This window comes from Phenylobacterium conjunctum (assembly GCF_042679085.1).
GTDB classification, from domain to species: domain Bacteria; phylum Pseudomonadota; class Alphaproteobacteria; order Caulobacterales; family Caulobacteraceae; genus Phenylobacterium; species Phenylobacterium conjunctum.
Genome location: NZ_JBHTLQ010000009.1, coordinates 1 through 21,949, shown reverse-complemented (window position 1 = coordinate 21,949; position 21,949 = coordinate 1). Strand labels below are relative to the sequence as shown.

The window sequence follows — 21,949 nt, the reverse complement described above, 5'->3', positions numbered from 1 at the left end:
GGGGAGCCGCGTCCTCAGAAATTCTGTCAAACGCTTGTTTGAATCTGGACTCCTGTTCGCTGGACAGGGTCCGGCGGCCTATCTAAGGTCCCTCGCCTAACGGGGGAGTACGATATGGCTGTTATCGCCGTCACCAAGGAAAGTCGCGCCGGTGAGACCCGCGTGGCCGCCACGCCCGAGACGGTGAAGAAGCTGATCGCCGCGGGGTTTGCGGTGACGGTCGAGGCCGGGGCCGGAACGGCCGCCTCCTATCTCGACGCCGACTATGAAGCCGCGGGCGCGATGCTCGCCAAGGACGCCAAGTCGGCGATCTCCGGCGCCGACATCCTGTTCAAGGTGCGCGCGCCGTCGCAGGACGAGATCGCGGCCCTGAAGGCCGGCGCCATTGTCGCCGCCAGCCTCAATCCCCACCAGGACAAGGACACGCTGAACGCCCTGGCCGCCAAGGGCGCCAGCGCCGTGGCCATGGAGTTCATCCCCCGCATCACCCGGGCCCAGGTGATGGACGTGCTGTCGTCCCAGGCGAACCTCGCCGGCTATCGCGCGGTGATCGAGGGGGCCGAGGCCTATGGCAAGGCCATGCCGATGATGATGACCGCCGCCGGCACCGTCGCCGCGGCCAAGGTGTTCGTCATGGGCGTTGGTGTCGCCGGCCTGCAGGCCATCGCCACGGCCCGTCGCCTGGGCGCGGTGGTCACCGCCACCGACGTGCGCCCCGCCACCAAGGAACAGGTCGAGAGCTTGGGCGCCAAGTTCATCGCGGTCGAGGACGAGGAGTTCAAGAACGCCCAGACCGCCGGCGGCTACGCCAAGGAGATGTCGGCTGAATACCAGGCCAAGCAGGCCGAGCTGATCTCCAGCCACATCGGCAAGCAGGACATCGTCATCACCACCGCCCTGATCCCGGGTCGGCCGGCGCCGCGCCTGGTGACCGCCGCCCAGGTGGCCTCGATGAAGGCCGGCTCGGTCATCGTCGACCTGGCCGTCGAGCAGGGCGGCAACGTCGAGGGCGTGAAACTGGGCGAGACGGTGGTCACCGCCAACGGGGTGAAGATCCTGGGCGCGCCCAACCTGCCTGGACGTATCGCCGCCGACGCCTCGGCGCTCTACGCCCGCAACCTTTTCGCCTTCTCCAGCCTGCTCCTGAACAAGGAAGGCCAGCTCGCCCCCGACTGGGAGGACGAGATCCTGAAGGCCGCGCTCGTCACCCAGGGCGGCGCCATCGTTCATCCCCAGCTCAAGGCCTAGGAGGGTCTCATGGAAGCCGTCGATCCCACTGTCTTCCGCCTGGCCATCTTCGTGCTGGCGATCTTTGTCGGCTACTACGTGGTCTGGAGCGTGACGCCCGCCCTGCACACGCCGCTGATGGCCGTGACCAACGCGATTTCCTCGGTGATCATCGTCGGCGCCCTGATCGCCGCGGCGGCCTCCGGGACCGGGGGACTGACCCCCAATGTGATGATCTCGAAAGGGGCCGGCGCGGTCGCCGCGGCCTTCGCCGCGGTGAACATCTTTGGCGGGTTCCTCGTCACCCAGCGCATGCTGGCCATGTACAAGAAGAAGACGAAGTAAGGGGCGAGACGGATCATGAACGCCAATCTCGCCGCCATCCTGTACCTCGTCTCAGGGGTGCTCTTCATCCTGGCTCTTCGGGGCCTTTCCAGTCCGGTCACCAGCCAGGCGGGCAACCGCAATGGCATGATCGGCATGGCCATCGCCGTGGGCGTGACCCTGGTCACCCTGTTCAGCCAAGGCAAGCTTGACCCGCTGACGCTCGGCCTGATCGGCGGCGGCGTCGCCATCGGCGGCGGCGTGGGCGCGATGATCGCCCGCAAGGTCGCCATGACCTCGATGCCGCAGCTGGTCGCCGCCTTCCACTCCCTGGTCGGCATGGCCGCCTGCCTGGTGGCGGTCGCCGCCATCCACACACCGGCCGCCTATGGCATCGGCGAGGTGGGCGCGATCCACGTGAACTCGCTGATCGAGCTGTCCCTGGGCCTGGCCATCGGCGCCATCACCTTCACCGGCTCGGTCATCGCCTTCGCCAAGCTGAACGGCAACATGTCCGGCGCGCCGATCCTGCTGCCGGCCCGCCACCTGCTGAACATCGCCATCGCCGGCGCCATCATCGCCCTGGTGGTGCTGCTGGTCCTGAGCCACGGCCAGGCCATGTGGGCCTTCTGGGCGATCTTCGCCCTCAGCCTGCTGATCGGCGTGACCCTGATCATCCCCATCGGCGGCGCGGACATGCCCGTCGTGGTCTCGATGCTGAACTCCTATTCGGGCTGGGCCGCCGCGGCGCTCGGCTTCACCCTGGAGAACGTCACCCTGATCATCACCGGGGCCCTGGTCGGCTCTTCCGGCGCGATCCTGTCCTACATCATGTGCAAGGGCATGAACCGCAGCTTCATCTCGGTGATCCTGGGCGGCTTCGGCGCTGACGACTCGGCGGCCGCGGCCGGCGGCGGCAAGGTCGAGACCCGCCCCGTGAAGCAGGGCTCCGCCGACGACGCGGCCTTCATCATGAAGAACGCATCGAAGGTGATCATCGTCCCCGGCTACGGCATGGCGGTCAGCCAGGCGCAACATGCGCTGCGCGAAATGGCCGACAAGCTGAAGGAGGAGGGCGTCGAGGTGAAGTACGCCATCCACCCCGTCGCCGGCCGCATGCCCGGGCACATGAACGTGCTGCTGGCCGAGGCCAATGTGCCTTACGACGAGGTCTTCGAGCTCGAGGACATCAACGCCGAGTTCCCGACCGCCGACGTGGCCTTCGTCATCGGGGCCAATGACGTGACCAACCCGGCCGCCAAGACCGACCCCACCAGCGCCATCTTCGGCATGCCGATCCTGGACGTGGAAAAGGCCCGCACCGTGCTGTTCGTGAAGCGCGGCATGAGCTCCGGCTATGCGGGCGTCGAGAACGAGCTGTTCTTCCGCGACAACACCATGATGCTGTTCGGGGACGCCAAGAAGATGGTCGAAGGCATCATCAAGGGGCTCTGATCTTCCAGACCTCGACAGATCCAGAGGGCTCCTCCGCAAGGAGGAGCCCTTTTGGTTTGCGGCCCCGCTGCGCCGGAATGTCGCCCCGCACTTAACCAATTCTCCGCGCAATTGCGGGACAAAGGCTCTGCAAAGCCGCCGAGAGCGCGGCGCGGTGTGTGGGGTCTGGGTTTGACGGAAACGTCCCGCGGACAGGGTTGGATGAGCTGGGCGCTGGCGCTTCTGGGCGCCTGCATCCTGGCGCTCGCCGTCATCGCCGTGGCCCATGCCGCCCTCCCCGGCGAGATCGGCCCTGGCCAGGCGCAAGCCGCCCCGATGGTCGAGGAGATCGCCGACGAAGCGTCGCCCGAACCCGAGGGGCCGCCCTTCCTGGCGTTCGGCGAACCGGTGCCCGGCCGCAAGATCATCTCGCCCTGGGGTTTGCGGAAGCTGCCCTGGGAGGACCATGGCCGCCTGCATGAGGGCGTCGACATCGCCGCCGACGCCGGGGCCAAGGTGCTGGCCGTCGCCGATGGTGTGGTGGTCGGGCGCGGCGTGGCCGGCGGCTATGGAACCTATATCGAGGTCAAGCATCCCGGCGGCCTGACCAGCTTCTACGCCCACCTGGGCTCGGTCGAGCGCAAGATGCGCGTGGGCCGCGCCGTGGCGGCGGGCACGCCCATCGCCCGCATCGGCAATGGCGGCACCTCCACTGGGCCGCACCTGCACCTGGAAATCCGCAACGGCGGCGATCCGATCAATCCGATCCTGTTCCTGAACCGCCGCTTCGCCACCGCCGATGACCTGCCGGTGGAGATGGCCGAGACCGTCTCGCCGCGCGTGCGCCTGGCCACCGTCTCGACCATTCCGGAAAGCAAGCGCGCCCTGATGGCGGCCAAGATCGCCAAGGCCAAGGCCAAGAACCGCCGCGGCCGCCTGCCCCCCGACCTGCGCCTGGCCCAGCTCGCCCTGCAACGCAGCGCCGACTGATTCGGCGCGATTAAGCGCCCGGTTTTGCGCAAACCCGTCAAAAATAGGCGGTTGCAGAGGCCTATTGTCCGCAACCCGGCGCAGGCGCAGGCTCACCCCATAATCTAGGGGGAGACGACCATGCGTTTAGTGACGGGCGGGCTTTTGCTCGCGTCGGTTCTCGTGCTTGCGTCCTGCGCCAAGAAGGATGAGGCGGCCTCGACCGCCGCGGCGGCGGCGCCCGCCAGCTTCTCGATACCTGTGGCTGAAGGTGAGGACGGCGTCCTGGCCGGCCAGACCCTGAGCATCCAGGGCAAGAACGGCTACTCCGCCAAGATGACCCTGACGCCGATCTGGCGCGTCCAGGGCGGGGTCCTGAACGTCACCTGGTATGCGGGCCTGTCCCAGACCAAGCGGTTCTTCCAGATCACCGAGGAGACTGGTGACCCCAAGGGCAAGCCGGCCTGGCTGGCCCAGCCGGACCAGGGGGTGCGCGAGGTGCGCGTCAGCTTCGACGGCGGGGCGCTGGTCGGCAACAAGCCGACCACGGTGCGCTCGCCCTTCACGGTGCCGGCCGGCGCCAAGACGGTGACCCGCATCGAGCTGGACTATGGGGATCCTGGGGCGCCCCAGACCCTGACCTGGAAATAGCTGCGCCGGGCGCTTGCGCGAGGGGGGCCGAGGTTCCTAAGTCTCGGGCCTGGTTCCCTTTGCGGAGGCGCATGTGAGCTCCGGACTGCACCCCGGTCGTGGCGAATTGATCGATATCGGCGGCCGCCGCCTGCGGGCCGTCCGCGCCGGGACAAGGTCCGACCAGCCGCTGATCGTGTTCGAATGCGGCGCCTTCGGCTGCGCCGCCGACTGGGCCGTGGTCCAGGCCAGGCTGGCGGCCCAGGGTCTGGCCAGCCTGGCCTATGACCGGGCGGGCCTGGGCTATTCCGATCCAGGGCCTGCGCCCCGCGACGGCAAGGCGATCGCCGAGGACCTTGAGGCCCTGCTGGCCCATGCGGGGGAGACCGGGCCGCTGGTGATGGTCGGCCATTCCATGGCGGGCAACCTCTTGCGGGTGTTCACGCCCCGCAACCGTGACCGGATCCGCGGGCTCGTCCTGGTGGACGCGGTCACCCCGGACATGATCGACCATCCCCGCGTCGCCAAGGCGATCCATGGCTATCGCCGGGCCATGGACCTGGTGGGCCGGTTCTCGCACCTGGGCTTCATGCGGCCGGTGTCGCTGGTGATCGGCGACCTGATCGGGCTGGAGGGCGAGGCCTCGGCTGAGAAGCGGCGCATCTATGGCCTGGCCTCCCACGCCAAGTGGGCGGCGGCCGAGGTCCAGGCCTGGCCGGACACCTCACGCCAGGGCCGCGAGGCCTATGATCCGGCCCTGCCGGTGGCGGTGGTGACGGCGGGCGCCTCGCGGGTCCCGCCGGCGATCAAGGCCATGCAGAGCGCGCCTGCGGATCATTCCAACGCCGGCTATCGGGTCGATGTCGCCGGCGCGACCCACGCCAGCCTGCTGGGCAAGGCCTTTGCCGACCCGATCATCGACGGCGTCCATCACGTCCTGAGGGCCTAGGGCTCGCGGACCACCAGACCGCACGCCGCCTGGAGCCGCGCCAGGGCGAGGGCGCGCATCTTGACGCCCGGCGTGGGCTGCAGGAGCGGGCAGACGAGGCCGGCGGCGGTCTTCAGGGCGGGCAGGGCGCCGCGGGCCGAAGCCGTAACCTGGCGCAGGGCGCGGGCGGAAGGCTCAGCCAGGCTGGCCGTGCGGCCCACCAGCGGCGCGATCTCCAAGGCGTGGTTGGCGGTGATTTCGAACCGACCGTCCCAGACCCCGGTCTCGGCGGGCGCGAGGCGCAACACCGGGCTTTGGCCTCGGCGGAACTCGCCCGGCTCCCGACGCCAGGCGAGGGTCTCTCCATCGGCCTCGATGCGCGCGCCGGCCAGGGTGGCGACCATGGGCGCCGCCCCGCGCAGCTGATCCGTGAGCCGATCCAGCCGGTCCCCCCGCGGCGGGCTGGAGGTTCCGGCGGCGCTGAGGGCGCAGGCCGCGACAAAGGCTCTGGCGGCGTCGGGCGGCGCCATCCGCAGGGCCTGGCGAGGCAGGGTCAGGCCGCCGTCCAGGGTCTCGGTGACCGCACGCCCAAGTGACCGCAGGTCCGGCGCCTGGCGCGGCGTGGCCGCCGCCGAGGGTCCGGCGGCGCGGGCGCGGGCGCGGGCGAATCGCAAGTCGCTGTTGGCGGGGTCCTCGATCCAGGTCTCGCCTTGCGCCGCCAGCCACGCGCGCAGGACGGCCCGGCCTTGATCCAGCAAGGGGCGCAACAGGAAGACGCCGCGCCCTTGAGGCCAGACCGGAGAGGGCGACCATTCGCGGGCGTCCGGTGTCGTGGCCCCGGCGGCGCGCATGGCGGCGCTCTCGGCGAGGTCATCGGCGGTGTGACCCATCAGAATGACGCTGGCCCCCGCCTGCCGTGCAGCGTCGGCCAGCAGGGCGTGGCGGGCGGCGCGGGCGGCGGCGGCGGGCCCGGTGAGGGGCTTGTCGCCGCGCCAGCAGAACGCCTGGAAGTCGGCGCCAAGGCGGCGGGCGTGGCCGGCGCAGAGCTCGGTCCAGCCGGCGCTCTCGGGCCGCAGGCCGTGATCGACGGTGAGCACCAGCAGGCGGCGATGGTGACGCTCAGCCCAGGCCGCGGCCATCATCGTCAGGGCCAGGGAGTCAGATCCCCCTGACAGGGCGACCGCCAGGGGGGCTCGACTGTCCGGGTTCAGGCGCGCGTCGAGACGGGCGCGGACGGCCTCTTTTAGGCCGCGCACTTGGCCTGGGTCCGCGCGGCGGCGGCCCGGTTCTGCACCGCCTGGGGCGCCTTGGGATAGCGACGCTTGAACTCGGCCAGGGCCTGGCAGGCGTCGTCAGGCTTCTTCAGGCCGATCAGGGACCGGGCCAGCTCGACCACGGCGTCGGGCGCCCAGCTGGTCTGCGGCCAACCGCGGATGGCGCCGATATAGGAGGTGGCGGCGTCGGCGTTGGCGCCCCGGGCGCTCTGGGTCTTGCCCAGCCAGTAGCGAGCCTCCGGCCCACGGCTGGAGTCCGGATAGCGCTCGACGAAGTCCTGGAAGGCGCCCTCGGCGCCGGCATAGTCGCCGCTCAGCATGATCTGCCGGGCCTGGGTGAAGGCCTCGGCCGCGGTCTGCACCGGGGCGGCAGGCGCGGCCTGGCCCGCCGTCGCGCCGGCCAGACCGGCGTCGGCGGTCGGGGCCGGGGCGACGGCGCCGGCTTCCAGCTTGGCGATACGGGCGTTGAGCACGGCGTTCTCGGCCTTCAGGGCGTCCACGTCGCGGCGGGCCTGGGTCAGGCCGAAGGTGGTGGTCTCCAGGGCGCCGTTCAGACGGGTCAGGGTCTGTTCGAGGTCGCTGAGCCGGCGGGTCAGCTCCTGGAGCTGGTAGTCGGTCTCGGCCGGCTGGACGACGACGGGCTTTCCGGAGTCGCGGCCCTGGAAGACGATCCCGCGCAGTTCACGAAGCACCTGCTCCATGCGGTCAACCCGGCGCGAATCGCGGGCGTCCAGTGGGTCGATCGGGGTCTGGGCCAGGGCCGGGGCGGCGGTGGCCAAGACCAGGATGGAGGCGAACGGCAGGGCGAGGCGGCGCAGGCTCATGGTCTCATCATCACTTCGGTTGCGGGGCCAAAATGGGGCCGGGGCCGGGCTCAAGTCCAGTGCGGATCCTGGGGGCCAGACGCAAAGAGGGGGCCCTTGCGGGGCCCCCTCCGATACTCTCCTCGAACTGTACGCTTACCGCGCGCCGCCGGTGATGGCCGTGTGGCCGTTCCGGTTACGCTGATAGGCTTCCTCGGAGGTGCCCGGATCGATCGGGCGTTCCTTGCCGAAGGAGACGGTGGAGATGCGGGCCGCCTGGACGCCGCGGGCGATCAGGTAGTCGCGGACAGAGTTGGCGCGGCGGGCGCCGAGGGCCAGGTTGTACTCGCGGGTGCCGCGTTCGTCGGCGTTGCCTTCGATGCGGATCATCACCGACGGATAGCGCAGCAGCCACTGAGCCTGGGCGTTCAGGATCGGGCCGGCGTCCGCGCGGATGTCGAACTGGTCGAAGTCGAAATAGACCCGATCGCCGACATTGACGACGAAGTCCTGCACGGAGCCGGGGACCGGACCGTTCGGGCCGGGCGGCACGGAGGGCTGGGTCGGATAGCTGGGCGGCGCCGTCGGGGTCGACGGGGTCGGCTTGGGCTTGGACGCGCAAGCGGTGACGGACACGGCGCAGGCCGCGACAAGCGCCAGTCGAAGGGCTTGCTTGGTGCTGAAGCTCATCTTGGGCTTCTCCTCAGGCTGGGGTTCGGCGACGGCGCGGGATGCGCCAATTCCAAAACTCTAACTGCTTTTTCTTGTCCCGCACATGGCAGAGAAACGCCACTATGTTTCCCTTACACCTGATTTCTCTTGCGGGTTGAGCGGTCTAGTTCAGCAGAGGCGACCAGGCGGGGTCAGACGCCGAGCCCGGATAGGGGGCGGGGCGCAGGATTCGGCCGGTCACATCCACTGTCCACAAACGCGGCGGGCCGCCAGGCGTTTCGCGGCTGAACATCAGAACCCGGCCGTTGGGCGCCCAGGTGGGGCTTTCATCCAGATAGCTGGTGGTCAGCAGCCGCTCGTCGGAGCCATCGGCGCGCATCACGCCGATGTGGAACTCGCCGCCGGTCTGCTTGGTGAAGGCGATGAACTCGCCGGTCGGGCTCCAGACCGGGGTGGTGTAGCGGCCCGAGCCGAAGGAGATGCGCTGCACGCCCGAGCCGTCGGAATTCATCACATAGAGCTGGGGCGAGCCGCCGCGGTCGGAATTGAAGGCGATCCGCGAGCCGTCCGGCGAGAAGGAGGGCGAGGTGTCGATGGCCGGGTCGCTGGTCAGCTTGGCGCTCGTCCGGCTGCGCAGGTTCATCACATAGATGTCGCTGTTGCCGCCCCGCTCGACGGAGAAGGCCACGCGGCCGCCATCGGGGGAGAAGCGCGGGGCGTAGACCATCCCCGGGAATTGGCCGAGCGACTCGCGACGGGCGGTCTCCAGGTTGAACAGGTAGATGGCCGAGCCCTCGGGCTTCAGCGTCATGTAGGTGATCTCCTGGCTGGTCGAGGAGAAGCGCGGCGACATGACAATGTAGGAGCCGTCGGTCAGGTAGGACGGGTTGGCGCCGTCCTGGTCCATGATGGCGAGCGTCTTGGTGCGGTTCAGGCGCCCGCCGCTCTCGGCCACGAAGACGATGCGGGTGTCGAAATAGCCCTTCTCCCCGGTCAGCCGCTCATAGACGGCGTCGGAGATCTTGTGGGCGACCCGGCGCCAGTTCTCCGGCGTCGAGGTGAACTGCAGACCCAGCAGCTGCTGTTCGGAGAAGACGTCCCACAGGCGGAAGTCGACGCGCAGCCGGCCGCCCTCGACCGTCACCTGGCCGTTGACCAGGGCCTGGGCGTTGATCGCCTTCCAGTCCGGGAAGCGCGGCTGGACCGCAACGTTCAGGTTCTTCTCGATAAAGGCGGCCTGGTCGACCGGCTTGAACAGGCCCGAGCGCTCCAGGTTGCCGGTGATGACCTGGGCGATATCGGCGCCGCGCTGGCCGCCGAAGGCGGGAATCGCGATCGGCAGGGGCTGGATGTCGCCCTTGTTGACGTCGACTTCGATCTGGGCGCTGGCCGGGGCCGGGGCGAGGCCCGCGGAGGCCGCCATCACGGCCGCGAGGGCCAGGAACAGGGTCTTCAGGCGCATGGGTCGGTCTCCGAGGCTCAGCTGCAGGCTTCCTGGGCGTTGAAGGTCGGGGCCCAGGTGTTCCCGTAGGTCTCTCTTGGAAAGGCGTTGTCGGCGGCGGTCTTGTAGACCGCCCGGATGGCGCGGTCGGCGGCGGCCTTGACCACCGCGTTGGAGGAGTCCTCGGCCCCGCCGGCGTTGACCGGGCCGACGATCTGGCCGCCCAGGCCCAGGGTGAAGGTGACCCGGACCTTCACGGCCCGGCCGCCCTCGACCTCACAGTTGGGGTTCCAGCGGCGCATCAGCTCAGACGCCAGGCCCGCCGCAGCATTGGCCGACAGCCCGCGCCCAGCGCCGGCCGCCAGGCGCTGTTGCAGGGCGGTCTCCGGCCGGGTCGGCCCCTTGGCGGCGGAGGAGGCCTTGCCGCCGGAGGGCTTGGACTTGGCCAGCGAGGCGGCCAGAGCGTCGAGATCGAGGCCCGTGGGCTTGGCCTCGGGCTTCTTCTGGCCCTTGGCGTTGGGATTGGTCGGGGCCTGCGGGGCCGGCTTGGGCGCAGCCTTGGCGGCGGCCTGGGGTTGGGGCGGCGCAGGGGTCGGCTTCGGGGTCGGCTGGGGCGAGGGCGGCGCGGCTTCGGGCGGGGCGTCGGGCTCAGGCGCTTCAGTCTGGCCGGTCTGTTCCTTCGGCGCCTCGGCGGCGGCGCGCATGTCGGTGATGGCCGAGTTGGGCACCACATTGATGGCGACCGCGCCGCCGATGGGCAGGGCGCGCTCCTGCGGCCACGAGATCAGCGCAAAGACCAGGGCGCCCGCGTGCAGCAGCACGGAGACGACCATCGCCAGCGAGAAATCGGACCGCTCCTGCATGCCTGAGCCTTAAGGCGCGGGCTTGGGCTCGACCGGCGTCGAGGCCCCGGACGAGGGCCCGCCGGTGTCGGTGAGCAGGTTGATCGAGGTGAAGCCCGAGGTGGACAGGGCCGCCATCACCTGGGCGACGATGGAATAGGCCGCCCGGCCGTCGGCGCGCACATAGATCGGGCGCTTGGTGTTTCCGCCCACCATGGCCTTCAGCCGCGGCGAGAGGCCGGCGAAGGCCACCGCGTTTTCCTGCACATAGAGCGAACCGTCAGCCTTGATGGAGATGGTGATCGGCTCGTTCTGGTCCTCCATGGCGCCGGCCTCAGTCTTGGGCAGGTCCACGGGCACGCCGACGGTGAGCAGCGGCGCCGAGATCATGAAGATGATCAGCAGCACCAGCATCACGTCCACCAGGGGCGTCACATTGATCTCGGACAGGGCGCCGCGGCGGCCGCGCCGCCGGCGTCGTCCGCCCCCGCCGCCGGCGGCGAAGGCGTCATGGGTCGACAGGGCCATGTCAGGACCGCTCCGCGATACGGCGCTGGATGGCGGTGGACAGGTCGTCGGCGAAGCCCTCGAGCCGGGCGGTGTAGCGCGAGGCGTCGGTGGAGAACTTGTTGTAGGCGATATAGGCCGGGATGGCGGCGATCAGACCGATGGCCGTGGCGAACAGGGCCTCGGCGATGTTGGGCGCCACAACGGCCAGGTTGGTGTTCTTCTGGATCGCGATGGCCTGGAAGGAGTGCATGATCCCCCAGACCGTGCCGAACAGGCCCACGAACGGACTGGCGGTGGCGACGATGGCGAGCGACCCAAGGCCGTCCTCCACCCGCAGCGCTTCGCGGGCGATGGTGGTGTCGAGCACCCGGTCGATCCGCTGCACCAGGAAGGCGGCCTGGGTGTCGGTGGTCAGGCCCTTGGCCCGGGCGTCACGCCATTCGCGCAGGGCGCCCTGAAGCATGCGGGGCAGGGCGTGCTTCGGACGCTCGCCGGCTTCCTGGGCGATGTCCTCAAGGCTGCGGCCGGAGGAGACCTCGCCCTCGAAGCGGTCGGCCTGGCGGTTCAGCACCGTGAAGCGGGCCAGCTTGTCGACGATGACGGTCCAGGACCACAGGGAAGCGAGGCCCAGCCCGATCATCACCCCCTTCACCACCCAGTCGGCGCGAAGGAAGAGGGAGATGAACGAGAAGGTCTCGGGCGTGATCGTCGTGGCGGCGGCGTCCATCAGGTCTTGGGCTCCGTTGGGCGGCTTGGTCAGGTGGTCTGTAACAGACCAGTGGCGAACTTGAGGCCTAGTCCTAGCAAAAGAGAGGCCGAAGCGTCTCCAGGAGTCCCCCAGGAGGCTTCCTGGGCCGTCCCTTGAGGTCGATACAGGCGGCTTCGACCTTAGCCTCGCAGATCAGCTCGGCGCCGCGGGTGATGCGTTGGGTGATGAACAGGCGCGGCCCCTTGGCCTCGTCATAGGTGGTGCGGACCAGGAGGGCGTCGTCGATCCGGGCCGGCCGCTTGAAGTCCAGGCTCATGCGCACGACGGTGAAAGCCGCCGGGTCCTCGCGATCCAGCAAGGCGGAGTGGTCGATGCCGGCCGCGCGCAGGAAGTCCGAGCGGCCGCGTTCGAAGAACCGCACATACTGGCCGTGATAGACGACCCCGGTGAAGTCGGTGTCCTCGTAATAGATCCGCACTGGCAGGCAGTGCTCACGGCCCTCGATCCAGCCGCAGGAGGGTTCGGTGGTCATGCTTCCATCCGCTCATCCCCGCGAAGTCGGGGACCCAGGTCTTAGAGAACCAAGGCTTGGTGATGTTTGATTTGGGGCCGTGGGGCAAGCGCTGCGCTTGCAGGCTCACCCCTCGTCGAACAACGCGCCTTGGCCGCCGCTGGGCATCTGGGGCGGCGGGGTGAGGCCGATCTGGGCGTAGGCGCGGGCGGTGGCGACGCGGCCGCGCGGGGTGCGCTGGATGAAGCCCTGCTGCATCAGATAGGGCTCGATCACGTCCTCGACGGCGTCACGGGCCTCGGCGATCGCATAGGCAAGCGTCTCCACCCCGGCCGGGCCGCCGCCATAGTTCTCGATCAGGGCGCGCAGATAGCGGCGGTCCAGGGAATCCAGGCCGGCGGGGTCGACGTCCAGGCGGGCCAGGGCCTTGGCGGCGCCCTTAGCGTCGATGGTCTCCGCCCCGTCGGCGTTCACGAAGTCGCGGACCCGGCGCAGCAGCCGGCCGGCGACCCGGGGCGTGCCGCGGGAGCGGGCGGCGATCTCGGCCGCGCCATCGGCGGTCAGGCCCACCCCCAGCTTGCCGGCGGCGTGGGCCAGGACCTTGGCCAGTTCGGCGTGGGTGTAGAATTCGAGCCTGAGCGGAATGCCGAAGCGGTCGCGCAAGGGGGTGGCCAACAGGCCCGCGCGGGTGGTGGCCGCGACCAGGGTGAAGGGGGCCAGGTCAATGCGGATCGACCGCGCCGAGGGCCCTTCACCGATGATCAGGTCGAGGACGTGGTCCTCCATGGCCGGATAGAGGATCTCCTCCACATTGGCGGCTAGGCGGTGGATCTCGTCGATGAACAGGACATCGCGCGGTTCGAGATTGGTCAGGATCGCCGCCAGGTCGCCGGCCTTGGCCAGGACCGGGCCGGAGGTGGCGCGGAAGTTCACGCCCAGCTCGCGGGCGACGATCTGGGCCAGCGTCGTCTTGCCCAGGCCCGGCGGGCCGAACAGCAGGACGTGATCCAGGGCCTCGCCACGGGTGCGGGCGGCCTCGATGAAGACCTTGAGGTTGGCCTTGGCCTGCTCCTGACCCACGAACTCGGCCAGGGTCTGCGGTCGCAGGGCGCGGTCCGACCCGCCCTCGAAGGGCTCAGCATCGCCGGAGATCAGGCGGGTCAACGCCCAAGCTCCTGCAGGCCGGCCTTGATCAGGGCCTGCACGGGAGCGTCCTCGCCCAGGCGCAGGGCGGCCTGTTCGACCACGCGGCGGGCGTTGACCTCGGCGACGCCAAGGCCGAGCAGGGCCGCGACCGCCTCGCCGGTGGCTGACGGCGCGGGGGCCGCAGCCGTCTGGGACGCCGCCACCCCTTGGGCGTGGAAGGCCGCGACCGGACCGTCGGTGATCGGCTTGTCCTTCAGTTCGGTGACAATGCGCTGGGCCAGCTTTGGCCCCACCCCGTTGGCGCGGGCTACGGCGGCCTTGTCCTCGCGGGCGCAGGCCGCGGCGAGCTCGGGCGGCGGCAGGACGTCGAGCACGGCCAGCGCCGCCTTTGGCCCCACGCCCTGGATGGCCTGCAGGGCCAGGAAGGCCCGACGCTCATCGCGGCCCAGGAAGCCGTAGAGCTTCATGCCGGCGCTCTCGGTCCACTGGGTCTCGACGTGCAGCACCGTCTCTTCGCCCAGCGGCGGCAGGTGCGACAGGGTCCGCGCCCCGCAGCGCACCACATAGCCCACTCCGCCCACGTCAATCAGGGCCTCTTCCTCGCCGACCTCGGCCACCAGTCCCCGCAGACGCCCGATCATGCCGCACGCCCTCCGGTGCGCTGGGCCAAGGTCCGCGAGGTGCGGGCGTGGGCATGGGCGATGGCGATGGCGAGCGCATCGGCGGCGTCGGCGGTGGTCTCGCCGGCGGTGGGCAGCAGGCGGCGGATCATGAAGCCGACCTGGGTCTTGTCCGCCCCGCCGGTGCCGACCACGGACTTCTTGACCACGGTGGCGGCGTATTCGGCCACGACCAGCCCGGCGCGGGCCGGGGCGACCAGGGCCATGGCCCGGGCGTGGCCGAGCTTCAGGGCCGAGGCGGCGTTGTTGTTCATGAAGGTCTCCTCCACCGCGGCCTCGTGGGGGGCGTGGGCGGCGATCACCGCCTCGATCCCCTCCAGCAGGACCAGCAGCCGCTCGGCGAAGGCCAAGGTCTCCTTGGGCGCGATCACCCCGTGCGCGATGTGGGTCAGCCGCGACCCCTCGGCCGAGATCACCCCCCAGCCAGTGCGGCGGAGACCCGGGTCGAGGCCAAGGATGCGGATCGGAATCATACGGCCCTTCGAGTCGCGACGTTCAGTATATGTTCCTACAGCGCGGCATGTGACCGGGGAAGGGTTAAGGAGGGGTTGTCGGACCCGGCCGGCATGGTGCGTCCTCGGGTCGTCATGTCATGCTGACCATCGCCCAGACAGGAGCCCGCCGATGACCCCGACCCTTACCGCCTTCAAGGCCGCGCCCGACCGGGGCAGGGGACTGGCGCGAGACTTCGGCGTGCGGTGGGCGCTGGAGGAGGTCGGCCAGGCCTACGAGGTCCGGCTGGTCGAGTTCGCGGAGATGAAGCAGGCGGAACATCTGTCCCTGCACCCGTTTGGCCAGATCCCGACCTATGAGGAGCCAGGGCTGAGCCTGTTCGAGTCCGGCGCCATCGTGCTGCGGATCGCCGAGACCCATACGGGGCTGCTGCCCACGGACGAGGCTGGGCGCGCGCAGGCGATCATGTGGATGTTCGCGGCCTTCAGCACGCTGGAGCCGCCGATCGTCGAGCGGTCCATGGCGGGGATGCTGGAGAAGGATGAGCCCTGGTTCGCGGCGCGGCAGGCTATGCTGGAGGCGCGGATCAGCACTCGGCTGGACCAGCTGGCGGCCCGGCTAGGCGAGGCCGAGTGGCTGGAGGGCGCGTTCAGCGCCGGGGACCTGGTGATGATCAATGTGCTGCGCCGCCTGAAGGGCTCCGCCCTGCTGGAGGCGCATCCGAGGATCGCGGCCTATGTGGCGCGCGGCGAGGCGCGGCCGGCGTTCCAGCGGGCCTTCGAGGCGCAGCGCCAGGTTTTCCTGGAGAGCGGTGGCTAGCCCTCGTCGCCGATGGCGGCGTCGACCAGGTCCCGCCAGGTGGGGTCGGTGTCGTCCACCAGATCGACGTCGTCGAACAGGGCCACGGCGGCGTCGCCGTCGGGCAGGATCAGGCCCAGGACCTGCATCTCCTCACCCTCTGGGCTCATGTGCACCTCGGCCTGGACGACCACGGCGGCCTGTTCGCCATCCTCCTCCCACCAGATCACCGGCTGAGGCAGGTCCATATCGAGGACGCGCGGGTCTTCGGTGTCGCCCAGGGCGAAGACGGCGCGCTTGGCCTGGACGTCATCCAGCGTGGCCACCCGACCGGTGAAGGGGACAAGGCGGTTCCAATCATCCACGTCATAGCCGCCGCCGTCGAAGGCGTCGTCGTCGAGGTCGGACATGGGCGGGCTCCTGTTTTGGCCTGTTTAGGCCCAATGACCCCTGATAGGGAATTGGCATGACCCACGCCTTCACCCCGGCTTTTCGTGAGATCTTGCTGGAGCGCTGCCGGGCGTTTCCGCGTCTGGCCTATGAGGGGGCTGACCTGAAGCGGGCCGCCGTGGTCGCCGCCCTGGCGCCGGCCGACGACGGTTCGGGCCAGACGGCGGTGATCCTGACCCGGCGGGCCATGACCCTGCGCGCCCACGGCGGTCAGTGGGCCCTGCCCGGCGGGCGCTGCGACCCCGGCGAGACCCTGGAGGAGGCGGCCCTGCGCGAACTGCGCGAGGAGCTGGGCCTGGATGCCGGACCCGACACCATCCTGGGCGTGCTGGACGACTATCCGACCCGCTCCGGCTATGCGATCGCGCCGGTGGTGGCCTGGGTCGAGGACCTGGCGGCGCTCAATCCGAGCCCGGAGGAGGTGGCGTCTGTCCACTGCATCCGCCTGGACATCATCGCCGACGACGCCTCGGTGGCCTTTGAGACGATCCCCGAAAGCCCGCGGCCGCTGATCCGCCTGGACATCGGCGGCGGCCATCACATCCGCGCCCCGACGGCGGCCCTCGTCTACCAGCTGCGCGAGCTGATCGCAGGCCGGGTCACCCGCGTCGCCGAGCTGGAACAGCCGGTCTTCGCCTGGAAATAGGAGCAGGCCGATGGCCGCGACCAGCAACCACACCAGCGTCGAGAAACTGAACCAGGCCAATGTCGGCAAGCTGCCCGGCCACCTGGGCCTGGAGATCACCGAGGTCGCCGACGGCAAGGTCGTCGGGCGGTTCAAGGTGCGCGACGAGCTGGTGGCCCATACCGGCTTCCTGCTGGCGGGGGCGGTGCTGAGCGTCGCCGACATCCTGTGCGCCTATGGCGTCTCCACCGCCTGGCCGGAGGGGGCGAGCGGCTTCACCACGGCGGAGGTGAAGTGCAACTTCGTCGGCACCCTGCGCGAGGGCGAGGCGGTCTGCATCGCCAGCCTGCTGCATGGCGGCCGCACCACCCAGGTCTGGGACGCCCGCGTCGAGGACGCCGCCACCGGTAAGCTGATGGCCGCCTTCCGCTGCACCCAGGTGATCCTCTACCCGAGGGGGTGAAGCGTCTAATCCTCCCCCATGCAAATGGGGGAGGGGGACCGCCGAACGGCGGTGGAGGGGGCGTCCGCCCACTCTGAGCCCCGTCACGCCCCCTCCACCGCTTCGCGGTCCCCCTCCCCCGCACGCGGGGGAGGACTTCTAGAGGCCCTTCACCTTCGACAGGTTCGGCTTCGGGATCGCGCTGGCGAAGGGCTTGCCCGTGGCCTTGGCCTTGTCGCGGCCGAGCTCGGCCCAGGCGGCGCAGAAGGCCGTCGGCGTGTCGGCGCCCTGCGGCGCCGCCAGCACGGTGAGCGGCCGGGCGCCCAGCTTCGGCAGCAGCGGCTCCCATTGGACGCGGTCAGGGACCGGCTCGTTGTCGTCGGTGCGCCAGCCTGCGGCGGCCCAGACGGGCAGGGCGGCGAGGCCGGCCGCAAGCGCCGGCGACGCATAGACAGTCAGCGGGGTCTTGAGGTCGACATCCGCCAGGGCCGCGGCGATGGCCAGCGGCCCGAGCGCGCCGGCGGTGGTGCGACGCTCCCCGCCGGCCTTGCCGCTCAGGCCGGCGGCGTCAGCGCGCACATAGGCCCAGCCGCCATTGCCGTAGACGGGATCAAAGGCCGTCGCGATCCAGAGTTTCAGGCTCACTTCAGGCCCTGCAGCCAGGTGATGATCCGCGCTTCCAGATCAATCCGCCGGTCGGACCAGCTGTGATCGGTGGCGACATGGGCCGTCGAGACCTTGGTTCCGCCGGCGACCTTGACCCCCGCGACGAGGGCGTCCGTGAACCCGGCCAGACCGTCATCGGAGGTGAGCGCCAGATAGGGTGTGGCTTTCAGGCCGGGCGCGATCTTCGGGAAGGCGGTGTCGCCAAGGGTCGCCACCTCGTCGGCCATGCTTTCCGGGGTTACGCCGGCGAGGGCTTCCCGGTTGTCGGCCATGGTGGCGACGACCCCGGCGCGCGGGGCCGAGGCCATGGCGCCGGCGTCACCCGCCGAGATGGTGACCACGCCGATCAAGCCGGTGTCGTGGCTGGCGGTGTTCGCCGCCACCCAGCCGCCCATGGAATGGCCGACCAGCGCCAGTCGGCGCGTGTCGATCCGCAGTCGGCCGGTGTTGGCGGGATCGCGGACGAAGGCCAGCACCGCGTCGGCGTCGGCCAGGTTCTGGCGGAAGCGGTAGTTCCCGGGGCTGCCCCACGACCCGCGATAGTTGGGTGCGACCACGTTCCAGCCGGCGCGGCGGATCGCCTGGGCGAGGTCGAGGTTCTTCTCATTGCCGGGAAGGCCGTGGAACAGGATCACGGTCGGGTGCGGCCCGGCGCCGGTGGCCAGATAGGCGATCGCGTTGATCTCCACCCCGCCCGAAGGGATGTGCAGAACCTCCATGCTGGCCGGGTGCGCCTTGTCCGCCGGCGGGTCGGTATAGATGGCGGCGGGTATGACGGAAGACGGGGCCGCCGCGGCCGAGGTCGCGGCGCCCATCAGCAGGGCGAGGGTCAGGGCGCGGATCATCAGGCGGCTCCAGAAGTCTCAAGGGTCAGGATGGCGTGGTCAGCGCCCTTGCGGATGACCAGGTCGGCGACGGCGCGGGCGTCCACGATATGCTCGCGCAGGTTCTTCAGGTTCACCTGCGCCCAGACCATGCGGGCCAGCCCCGTCACGGCGGCCTCGTCCATGTGGCGGAAGCGGAAATAAAAGCTCTGCGGATCGTCCTCGGCAGCGGCCCAGAAGCCCAGGAAGCGGGCGACGTACCAGGCCTCCAGGTCGGCCTCCTCGGCGTCGATATAGATGAGCGCGTCCAACAGCTTGGCCGGCCCGGTCTCCGGCCGGCGCAGGGCCAGGCCCTCCAGGATCAGGACGTCGGGCGGATCGATCCGCCGGGCCAGGGTCTCGTCCACGTCATAGGTGATGTGGGAATAGGCCGGGAAAGTCGACGGCCCCAGGCGGATCTCGGTCAGCGCCCGGGCCAGGGCCGTGTGGTCATAGCTTTCCGGGAAGCCCTTGCGGTCGGTGAGGCCGAGCTCCGCCAGCCGGGCGTTGGTCATCAGGAAGCCGTCTGTGGAGACGCTCTCCACCCGCTCGCCGCGCGCCGACAGCGCCTCAGCCAGCTGGCCGGCGAAGACGCTCTTGCCCGCGGCGACCGCGCCGGTGATCCCGACAATGAAGGGCGCCGAGGGCGGTCTGAGAGGCGCCAGGGCGTCGAGCACGCCGCTGAGGTCGGTCGGCTGTTGCAATCTTGGACGTCCTTCCCCCAACACACGTCTCCAAAGTCCTGATGGAAGGAAGCGGCATGCGCAAGCTGGTGCGTTCGGGTTCGCCCCTGGAGCCGGTGATCGGATTCTCCCGCGCGGTGCGGGCCGGTCCCTATGTGGTGGTGGCGGGCACCGCGCCAATCGCCGCGGCCGGTGGAACCGCCTGCCCCGGCGATGTCGCCGGCCAGACGCGGCGCTGCTTCGAGATCGCCGAACAGGCCCTGATGGAGGCCGGCGCCCGGCGCGCGCACGTCACCCGCACCCGGATGATGCTGACGGACATCACCCGCTGGCGCGAAGCCGCCGATGTGCACGGCGAATGGTTCGCCGGGATCAATCCGGCCTGCACCTTCGTCGAGGTGAAGGGCTTCATCGACCCCGACTGGCTGGTCGAGGTCGAGATCGACGCCGTGATCGAGGACTAGCCCCCGGCTTCCAGTCGCGCCTTCAGGTTTGGCGTCGGCTCCCCGACCTTGGTGAGGGTGTTGCGGTCCCGATGCAGGAAAGGCTCACCCTGGCCGCGCACCACCAGCAGGGTGTCGGAGACGTAGGACCAGGTCCCGTCGTCGTGGAAGGTGATGTCCAGGGTGTAGCTGTCGGTCCGGAAGGCCTGTTCCAGGAAGGCTTGCGAGGCGATGCCGAACTCGGTGGAGCCGCGGCGGGCCTCGACCACCAGGCCGGCGCCGTCCGGCTTGGCCCGGCCGCCGGCCAGGGCGACCTGGCCGCGCGGGATGGCCAGGGTCTGGATCACCAGGCCGGTGGCGGGCTCCCACAGCCAATAGCCGACCTGGTCGTGAAAGGTCCCCGGCTCGTCCGAAGCGACAATGTGGATGGAATAGCGCAGGCCATAGAACAGCTGCGGGCCGTTGGCCTGGGGATCGATGGGCTGCATCTCGACCCGCTCGATGAACGCCCGCCGTTCAGGTCCGTCCGCCTTGGGGGCTATATCGACGCCCTTTGCGCCCTCCCAGATCCCGGCCAGCCGGGTGAGCGGCCCCAGATTGGCCAGGGTGTTCGGATCGACGTCTTCGGGCTCGGTGAAGATGTCGTCGGGAAGCTCGCCCATGGGGTCCTCTTCAGCCGGGGTGTGGGATGTCGGGAATGGACCGCGCTCTAGAGCAGGCGCGGCAGCAGGACCACGGCGGCGAGGACCAGGATCAGCAGGCCCAGGATCAGCCCGGCCTTGGGGCGGCGGCCCAGCAGGGGCTCTCGCGCGGCCTTGGCGTCCACCTTGGCCTTGGCCCGGGTCTGCTGCTCGGCGTCGGCCCTGGCTCGCTTGTACTGGGAGAGGTCCACGACCTCAGGCTTCTTCTCAGCGCTCATGGGGTGTTCATAGCATGGGTGGGCCAGCGTCCAGAAATCCTGAGTGCTGTTGACGCAGCGTCCACCTTGTTCCGCAGGGACCGCCAGCGCAAATAGGGCCCCCTCAAAAGATGCAGCCAAGGCTTGGCCCATGACCGACCTCTTCGCCCCCCTAAGCTTCGCGCATGGCCCGGCCATGAAGAACCGCTTCATGCTGGCGCCCCTGACCAACAGCCAGAGCCACGCCGACGGCAAGCTGTCGGACGACGAGTTCCACTGGCTGACCATGCGGGCCAAGGGCGGGTTCGGCCTGACCATGACCTGTGCGGCGCACGTCCAGCAGATCGGGGCGGGCTTTCCCGGCCAGCTGGGGATCTGGTCGGATGACCACCTGCCGGGCCTGACCCGGTTGGCGGCCGCCATCAAGGCCGATGACAGCCTGGCGGTGGTGCAGCTGCACCATGCCGGCAACCGCACGCCCAAGGAGCTGATCGGCGGCCAGGCCCCGGTCTGTCCCTCTGATGACCCGGAGAGCGGCGCCCGGGCCTTGACCCTGCCCGAGGTGATCCAACTGCGGGAGGATTTCATCACCGCCGCCGTGCGCGCCGACAAGGCCGGCTTTGACGGCGTCGAGATCCATGGGGCGCACGGCTACATCCTGTGTCAGTTCCTGAGCCCGGAGATCAACAAGCGCACCGACAACTATGGCGGCTCGCTGGAGAACCGCCTGCGGCTGATCATCGAGATCATCGACGGGGTGCGGGCGCGGTGTCGGCCGGACTTCAATCTCGGCCTGCGTCTGTCGCCGGAGCGCTTCGGCCTGCAGCTGTCGGAGATCATCGAGGCGTCGCGCCGGATCCTGGCGGCCGGCAAGATCGACTATCTCGACATGTCCCTGTGGGATGTCTTCAAGGAGCCGGTGGAGGAGGCGTTCAAGGGGCGCAGCCTGATGAGCTACTTCACCGAGCTGCCGCGCGGAAACGTGCGGCTGGGCGTGGCGGGCAAGATCATGACCGCCGCCCAGGCCCGCTCTGTGCTTGAGGCCGGGGCCGACTTCGCCCTCATCGGCCGGGCGGCCATCCTGCACCACGACTATCCCAAGAAGGTGGCGGCCGACCCGGACTTCGCGCCGATCGCCCTGCCGGTGACGAAGGACCACCTGAAGGCGGAAGGCCTTGGGCCGGCCTTTGTGACCTACATGTCGAGCTGGCCGGGCTTCGTGGCCAAGGAAGAGGCGAACGCCTAATCCTCGGAATTCGCGCAACAGGGGTTGACTCTTTCCGCTGGGCGGGGTTTTAGAGCCGCCCTCCTGCGGGGGCGGCGGCCAACCGGCCAAAGCATTCCAGGCGGTGTCAAAAAGTCTTCAAATGACTGATTGACACGGGAAGGGCGGCCCCCTAGATAGCCGCCTCCGCCGGCCACCGGCGCTAAACAGTGGGGCGGGCGAGAGCCGGTCACGGTCTTTGACATCGTTGAATTGGAAAGAGAAACGCAGGCGGCGGCGCTCTAGCAGATAGTCCTAACCAGA

At 69.7% G+C, this 21,949-nt stretch carries 28 protein-coding genes; 11 read left to right on the top strand and 17 right to left on the bottom strand.

The annotated features are described in order from the left end of the window. Positions 1-114 precede the first annotated feature (114 nt). From ACFQ27_RS05790 to ACFQ27_RS05765, 6 genes are all read left to right on the top strand, one after another. Positions 115-1,248, top strand: coding sequence for a Re/Si-specific NAD(P)(+) transhydrogenase subunit alpha (locus ACFQ27_RS05790; RefSeq protein WP_377352937.1), 1,134 nt, complete (start codon positions 115-117; stop codon positions 1,246-1,248). A gap of 9 nt (positions 1,249-1,257) precedes the next feature. Then, the gene (locus ACFQ27_RS05785; RefSeq protein ID WP_374348086.1) at positions 1,258-1,572 is read left to right on the top strand and encodes an NAD(P) transhydrogenase subunit alpha; all 315 of its coding nucleotides are present in this window, start codon (positions 1,258-1,260) and stop codon (positions 1,570-1,572) included. Between the two features lie 15 nt (positions 1,573-1,587). Then, the gene (locus ACFQ27_RS05780; RefSeq protein WP_377352936.1) at positions 1,588-3,006 is read left to right on the top strand and encodes an NAD(P)(+) transhydrogenase (Re/Si-specific) subunit beta; all 1,419 of its coding nucleotides are present in this window, start codon (positions 1,588-1,590) and stop codon (positions 3,004-3,006) included. 201 nt (positions 3,007-3,207) lie between these two features. Further along, entirely contained in the window at positions 3,208-3,975 is a 768-nt protein-coding gene (locus ACFQ27_RS05775; protein ID WP_377352935.1) for a M23 family metallopeptidase, read from the top strand. A gap of 120 nt (positions 3,976-4,095) precedes the next feature. Further along, the gene (locus ACFQ27_RS05770) at positions 4,096-4,605 is read left to right on the top strand and encodes a hypothetical protein (protein WP_377352934.1); all 510 of its coding nucleotides are present in this window, start codon (positions 4,096-4,098) and stop codon (positions 4,603-4,605) included. A gap of 73 nt (positions 4,606-4,678) precedes the next feature. Next, a complete protein-coding gene (locus tag ACFQ27_RS05765; protein WP_374348077.1) occupies positions 4,679-5,533 on the top strand; it encodes an alpha/beta fold hydrolase in 855 nt (284 codons plus the stop codon). Here the strand turns inward: ACFQ27_RS05765 and tilS are convergent. The 11 genes from tilS to ruvC all read right to left on the bottom strand — a co-directional run bounded on the left by tilS (position 5,530) and on the right by ruvC (position 14,573). Next, positions 5,530-6,768: a tRNA lysidine(34) synthetase TilS gene (gene tilS, locus ACFQ27_RS05760; RefSeq protein WP_377352932.1), complete on the bottom strand. Its 1,239-nt coding sequence runs from the start codon at positions 6,766-6,768 to the stop codon at positions 5,530-5,532. The genes ACFQ27_RS05765 and tilS overlap by 4 nt on opposite strands. After that, positions 6,756-7,610, bottom strand: coding sequence for a tol-pal system protein YbgF (gene ybgF, locus ACFQ27_RS05755; protein ID WP_377352931.1), 855 nt, complete (start codon positions 7,608-7,610; stop codon positions 6,756-6,758). Before ybgF ends, tilS begins: the two co-directional genes overlap by 13 nt. Positions 7,611-7,745: 135 nt before the next feature. Beyond that, a complete protein-coding gene (gene pal / locus ACFQ27_RS05750) occupies positions 7,746-8,279 on the bottom strand; it encodes a peptidoglycan-associated lipoprotein Pal (RefSeq protein ID WP_374348070.1) in 534 nt (177 codons plus the stop codon). A 145-nt stretch (positions 8,280-8,424) separates the two neighbouring features. Continuing rightward, a complete protein-coding gene (gene tolB, locus ACFQ27_RS05745; protein WP_374348068.1) occupies positions 8,425-9,723 on the bottom strand; it encodes a Tol-Pal system beta propeller repeat protein TolB in 1,299 nt (432 codons plus the stop codon). Positions 9,724-9,740: 17 nt separating this feature from the next. Further along, on the bottom strand, positions 9,741-10,565 hold the full coding sequence (locus ACFQ27_RS05740) for an energy transducer TonB (protein WP_377352930.1): 825 nt from the start codon (positions 10,563-10,565) through the stop codon (positions 9,741-9,743). A 9-nt stretch (positions 10,566-10,574) separates the two neighbouring features. Then, entirely contained in the window at positions 10,575-11,072 is a 498-nt protein-coding gene (locus tag ACFQ27_RS05735; protein ID WP_374348063.1) for an ExbD/TolR family protein, read from the bottom strand. Position 11,073: 1 nt separating this feature from the next. Beyond that, positions 11,074-11,781 (bottom strand): protein TolQ, encoded by a 708-nt coding sequence (gene tolQ, locus ACFQ27_RS05730; protein WP_374348061.1) that lies wholly within the window; start codon positions 11,779-11,781, stop codon positions 11,074-11,076. A 73-nt stretch (positions 11,782-11,854) separates the two neighbouring features. Beyond that, the gene (gene ybgC, locus ACFQ27_RS05725; RefSeq protein WP_374348059.1) at positions 11,855-12,295 is read right to left on the bottom strand and encodes a tol-pal system-associated acyl-CoA thioesterase; all 441 of its coding nucleotides are present in this window, start codon (positions 12,293-12,295) and stop codon (positions 11,855-11,857) included. A gap of 105 nt (positions 12,296-12,400) precedes the next feature. Continuing rightward, positions 12,401-13,438, bottom strand: a complete 1,038-nt coding sequence (ruvB, locus tag ACFQ27_RS05720) for a Holliday junction branch migration DNA helicase RuvB (protein ID WP_374348057.1) — start codon at positions 13,436-13,438, stop codon at positions 12,401-12,403. After that, positions 13,435-14,061 (bottom strand): Holliday junction branch migration protein RuvA, encoded by a 627-nt coding sequence (gene ruvA, locus ACFQ27_RS05715; protein WP_374348055.1) that lies wholly within the window; start codon positions 14,059-14,061, stop codon positions 13,435-13,437. The genes ruvB and ruvA overlap by 4 nt, the downstream gene beginning before the upstream one ends. Beyond that, positions 14,058-14,573 carry a crossover junction endodeoxyribonuclease RuvC gene (gene ruvC / locus ACFQ27_RS05710; protein ID WP_377352928.1) on the bottom strand — a complete coding sequence of 172 codons (516 nt, stop codon included), beginning with the start codon at positions 14,571-14,573 and terminating at the stop codon, positions 14,058-14,060. The genes ruvA and ruvC overlap by 4 nt, the downstream gene beginning before the upstream one ends. A 151-nt stretch (positions 14,574-14,724) precedes the next feature. Between ruvC and ACFQ27_RS05705 the strand changes: the two genes are divergently transcribed. Continuing rightward, positions 14,725-15,372, top strand: coding sequence for a glutathione S-transferase family protein (locus ACFQ27_RS05705; protein WP_377352926.1), 648 nt, complete (start codon positions 14,725-14,727; stop codon positions 15,370-15,372). Here the strand turns inward: ACFQ27_RS05705 and ACFQ27_RS05700 are convergent. Then, positions 15,369-15,761 carry a hypothetical protein gene (locus ACFQ27_RS05700; RefSeq protein WP_374348047.1) on the bottom strand — a complete coding sequence of 131 codons (393 nt, stop codon included), beginning with the start codon at positions 15,759-15,761 and terminating at the stop codon, positions 15,369-15,371. The genes ACFQ27_RS05705 and ACFQ27_RS05700 overlap by 4 nt on opposite strands. A gap of 56 nt (positions 15,762-15,817) precedes the next feature. On the opposite strand from ACFQ27_RS05700, the gene ACFQ27_RS05695 reads away from it, so the two are divergent. Both ACFQ27_RS05695 and ACFQ27_RS05690 read left to right on the top strand, forming a co-directional pair. Further along, a complete protein-coding gene (locus ACFQ27_RS05695) occupies positions 15,818-16,447 on the top strand; it encodes an NUDIX hydrolase (protein ID WP_377352925.1) in 630 nt (209 codons plus the stop codon). Positions 16,448-16,457: 10 nt separating this feature from the next. Continuing rightward, positions 16,458-16,889, top strand: a complete 432-nt coding sequence (locus ACFQ27_RS05690; RefSeq protein ID WP_377352924.1) for a PaaI family thioesterase — start codon at positions 16,458-16,460, stop codon at positions 16,887-16,889. 138 nt (positions 16,890-17,027) lie between these two features. Here the strand turns inward: ACFQ27_RS05690 and ACFQ27_RS05685 are convergent, their stop codons facing one another. From ACFQ27_RS05685 to ACFQ27_RS05675, 3 genes are read right to left on the bottom strand one after another with little or no spacing between them, the layout of a single operon-like run. Beyond that, complete coding sequence (locus ACFQ27_RS05685) at positions 17,028-17,513, bottom strand: ribonuclease H (RefSeq protein WP_377352923.1); 486 nt, start codon at positions 17,511-17,513, stop codon at positions 17,028-17,030. Beyond that, positions 17,510-18,379 carry an alpha/beta hydrolase family protein gene (locus tag ACFQ27_RS05680; protein WP_377352922.1) on the bottom strand — a complete coding sequence of 290 codons (870 nt, stop codon included), beginning with the start codon at positions 18,377-18,379 and terminating at the stop codon, positions 17,510-17,512. Before ACFQ27_RS05680 ends, ACFQ27_RS05685 begins: the two co-directional genes overlap by 4 nt. After that, positions 18,379-19,101 (bottom strand): hypothetical protein, encoded by a 723-nt coding sequence (locus tag ACFQ27_RS05675; protein WP_377352921.1) that lies wholly within the window; start codon positions 19,099-19,101, stop codon positions 18,379-18,381. The genes ACFQ27_RS05680 and ACFQ27_RS05675 overlap by 1 nt, the downstream gene beginning before the upstream one ends. Before the next feature lie 56 nt (positions 19,102-19,157). Between ACFQ27_RS05675 and ACFQ27_RS05670 the strand changes: the two genes are divergently transcribed. After that, entirely contained in the window at positions 19,158-19,544 is a 387-nt protein-coding gene (locus ACFQ27_RS05670) for a RidA family protein (RefSeq protein ID WP_374348034.1), read from the top strand. Here ACFQ27_RS05670 and ACFQ27_RS05665 read toward each other — a convergent pair. Continuing rightward, complete coding sequence (locus ACFQ27_RS05665; protein ID WP_377352920.1) at positions 19,541-20,185, bottom strand: FABP family protein; 645 nt, start codon at positions 20,183-20,185, stop codon at positions 19,541-19,543. The two genes, ACFQ27_RS05670 and ACFQ27_RS05665, sit on opposite strands and share 4 nt — an antisense overlap. A gap of 47 nt (positions 20,186-20,232) precedes the next feature. Beyond that, positions 20,233-20,442, bottom strand: a complete 210-nt coding sequence (locus ACFQ27_RS05660) for a hypothetical protein (RefSeq protein WP_377352919.1) — start codon at positions 20,440-20,442, stop codon at positions 20,233-20,235. Between the two features lie 130 nt (positions 20,443-20,572). Between ACFQ27_RS05660 and ACFQ27_RS05655 the strand changes: the two genes are divergently transcribed. Then, positions 20,573-21,667 (top strand): NADH:flavin oxidoreductase, encoded by a 1,095-nt coding sequence (locus ACFQ27_RS05655; RefSeq protein WP_377352918.1) that lies wholly within the window; start codon positions 20,573-20,575, stop codon positions 21,665-21,667. Positions 21,668-21,949 lie beyond the last annotated feature (282 nt).

What these genes read in the sequence shown, in the direction of transcription:
- ACFQ27_RS05790 (WP_377352937.1), top strand. Translation starts at nt 115, where the DNA reads ATGGCTGTTATCGCCGTCACCAAGGAAAGTCGCGCCGGTGAGACCCGC.
- ACFQ27_RS05785 (WP_374348086.1), top strand. Translation starts at nt 1,258, where the DNA reads ATGGAAGCCGTCGATCCCACTGTCTTCCGCCTGGCCATCTTCGTGCTG.
- ACFQ27_RS05780 (WP_377352936.1), top strand. Translation starts at nt 1,588, where the DNA reads ATGAACGCCAATCTCGCCGCCATCCTGTACCTCGTCTCAGGGGTGCTC.
- ACFQ27_RS05775 (WP_377352935.1), top strand. Translation starts at nt 3,208, where the DNA reads ATGAGCTGGGCGCTGGCGCTTCTGGGCGCCTGCATCCTGGCGCTCGCC.
- ACFQ27_RS05770 (WP_377352934.1), top strand. Translation starts at nt 4,096, where the DNA reads ATGCGTTTAGTGACGGGCGGGCTTTTGCTCGCGTCGGTTCTCGTGCTT.
- ybgF (WP_377352931.1), bottom strand. Translation starts at nt 7,610, where the DNA reads ATGAGCCTGCGCCGCCTCGCCCTGCCGTTCGCCTCCATCCTGGTCTTG.
- pal (WP_374348070.1), bottom strand. Translation starts at nt 8,279, where the DNA reads ATGAGCTTCAGCACCAAGCAAGCCCTTCGACTGGCGCTTGTCGCGGCC.
- tolB (WP_374348068.1), bottom strand. Translation starts at nt 9,723, where the DNA reads ATGCGCCTGAAGACCCTGTTCCTGGCCCTCGCGGCCGTGATGGCGGCC.
- ACFQ27_RS05740 (WP_377352930.1), bottom strand. Translation starts at nt 10,565, where the DNA reads ATGCAGGAGCGGTCCGATTTCTCGCTGGCGATGGTCGTCTCCGTGCTG.
- ACFQ27_RS05735 (WP_374348063.1), bottom strand. Translation starts at nt 11,072, where the DNA reads ATGGCCCTGTCGACCCATGACGCCTTCGCCGCCGGCGGCGGGGGCGGA.
- tolQ (WP_374348061.1), bottom strand. Translation starts at nt 11,781, where the DNA reads ATGGACGCCGCCGCCACGACGATCACGCCCGAGACCTTCTCGTTCATC.
- ybgC (WP_374348059.1), bottom strand. Translation starts at nt 12,295, where the DNA reads ATGACCACCGAACCCTCCTGCGGCTGGATCGAGGGCCGTGAGCACTGC.
- ruvA (WP_374348055.1), bottom strand. Translation starts at nt 14,061, where the DNA reads ATGATCGGGCGTCTGCGGGGACTGGTGGCCGAGGTCGGCGAGGAAGAG.
- ruvC (WP_377352928.1), bottom strand. Translation starts at nt 14,573, where the DNA reads ATGATTCCGATCCGCATCCTTGGCCTCGACCCGGGTCTCCGCCGCACT.
- ACFQ27_RS05705 (WP_377352926.1), top strand. Translation starts at nt 14,725, where the DNA reads ATGACCCCGACCCTTACCGCCTTCAAGGCCGCGCCCGACCGGGGCAGG.
- ACFQ27_RS05700 (WP_374348047.1), bottom strand. Translation starts at nt 15,761, where the DNA reads ATGTCCGACCTCGACGACGACGCCTTCGACGGCGGCGGCTATGACGTG.
- ACFQ27_RS05695 (WP_377352925.1), top strand. Translation starts at nt 15,818, where the DNA reads ATGACCCACGCCTTCACCCCGGCTTTTCGTGAGATCTTGCTGGAGCGC.
- ACFQ27_RS05690 (WP_377352924.1), top strand. Translation starts at nt 16,458, where the DNA reads ATGGCCGCGACCAGCAACCACACCAGCGTCGAGAAACTGAACCAGGCC.
- ACFQ27_RS05680 (WP_377352922.1), bottom strand. Translation starts at nt 18,379, where the DNA reads ATGATCCGCGCCCTGACCCTCGCCCTGCTGATGGGCGCCGCGACCTCG.
- ACFQ27_RS05670 (WP_374348034.1), top strand. Translation starts at nt 19,158, where the DNA reads ATGCGCAAGCTGGTGCGTTCGGGTTCGCCCCTGGAGCCGGTGATCGGA.
- ACFQ27_RS05665 (WP_377352920.1), bottom strand. Translation starts at nt 20,185, where the DNA reads ATGGGCGAGCTTCCCGACGACATCTTCACCGAGCCCGAAGACGTCGAT.
- ACFQ27_RS05660 (WP_377352919.1), bottom strand. Translation starts at nt 20,442, where the DNA reads ATGAGCGCTGAGAAGAAGCCTGAGGTCGTGGACCTCTCCCAGTACAAG.
- ACFQ27_RS05655 (WP_377352918.1), top strand. Translation starts at nt 20,573, where the DNA reads ATGACCGACCTCTTCGCCCCCCTAAGCTTCGCGCATGGCCCGGCCATG.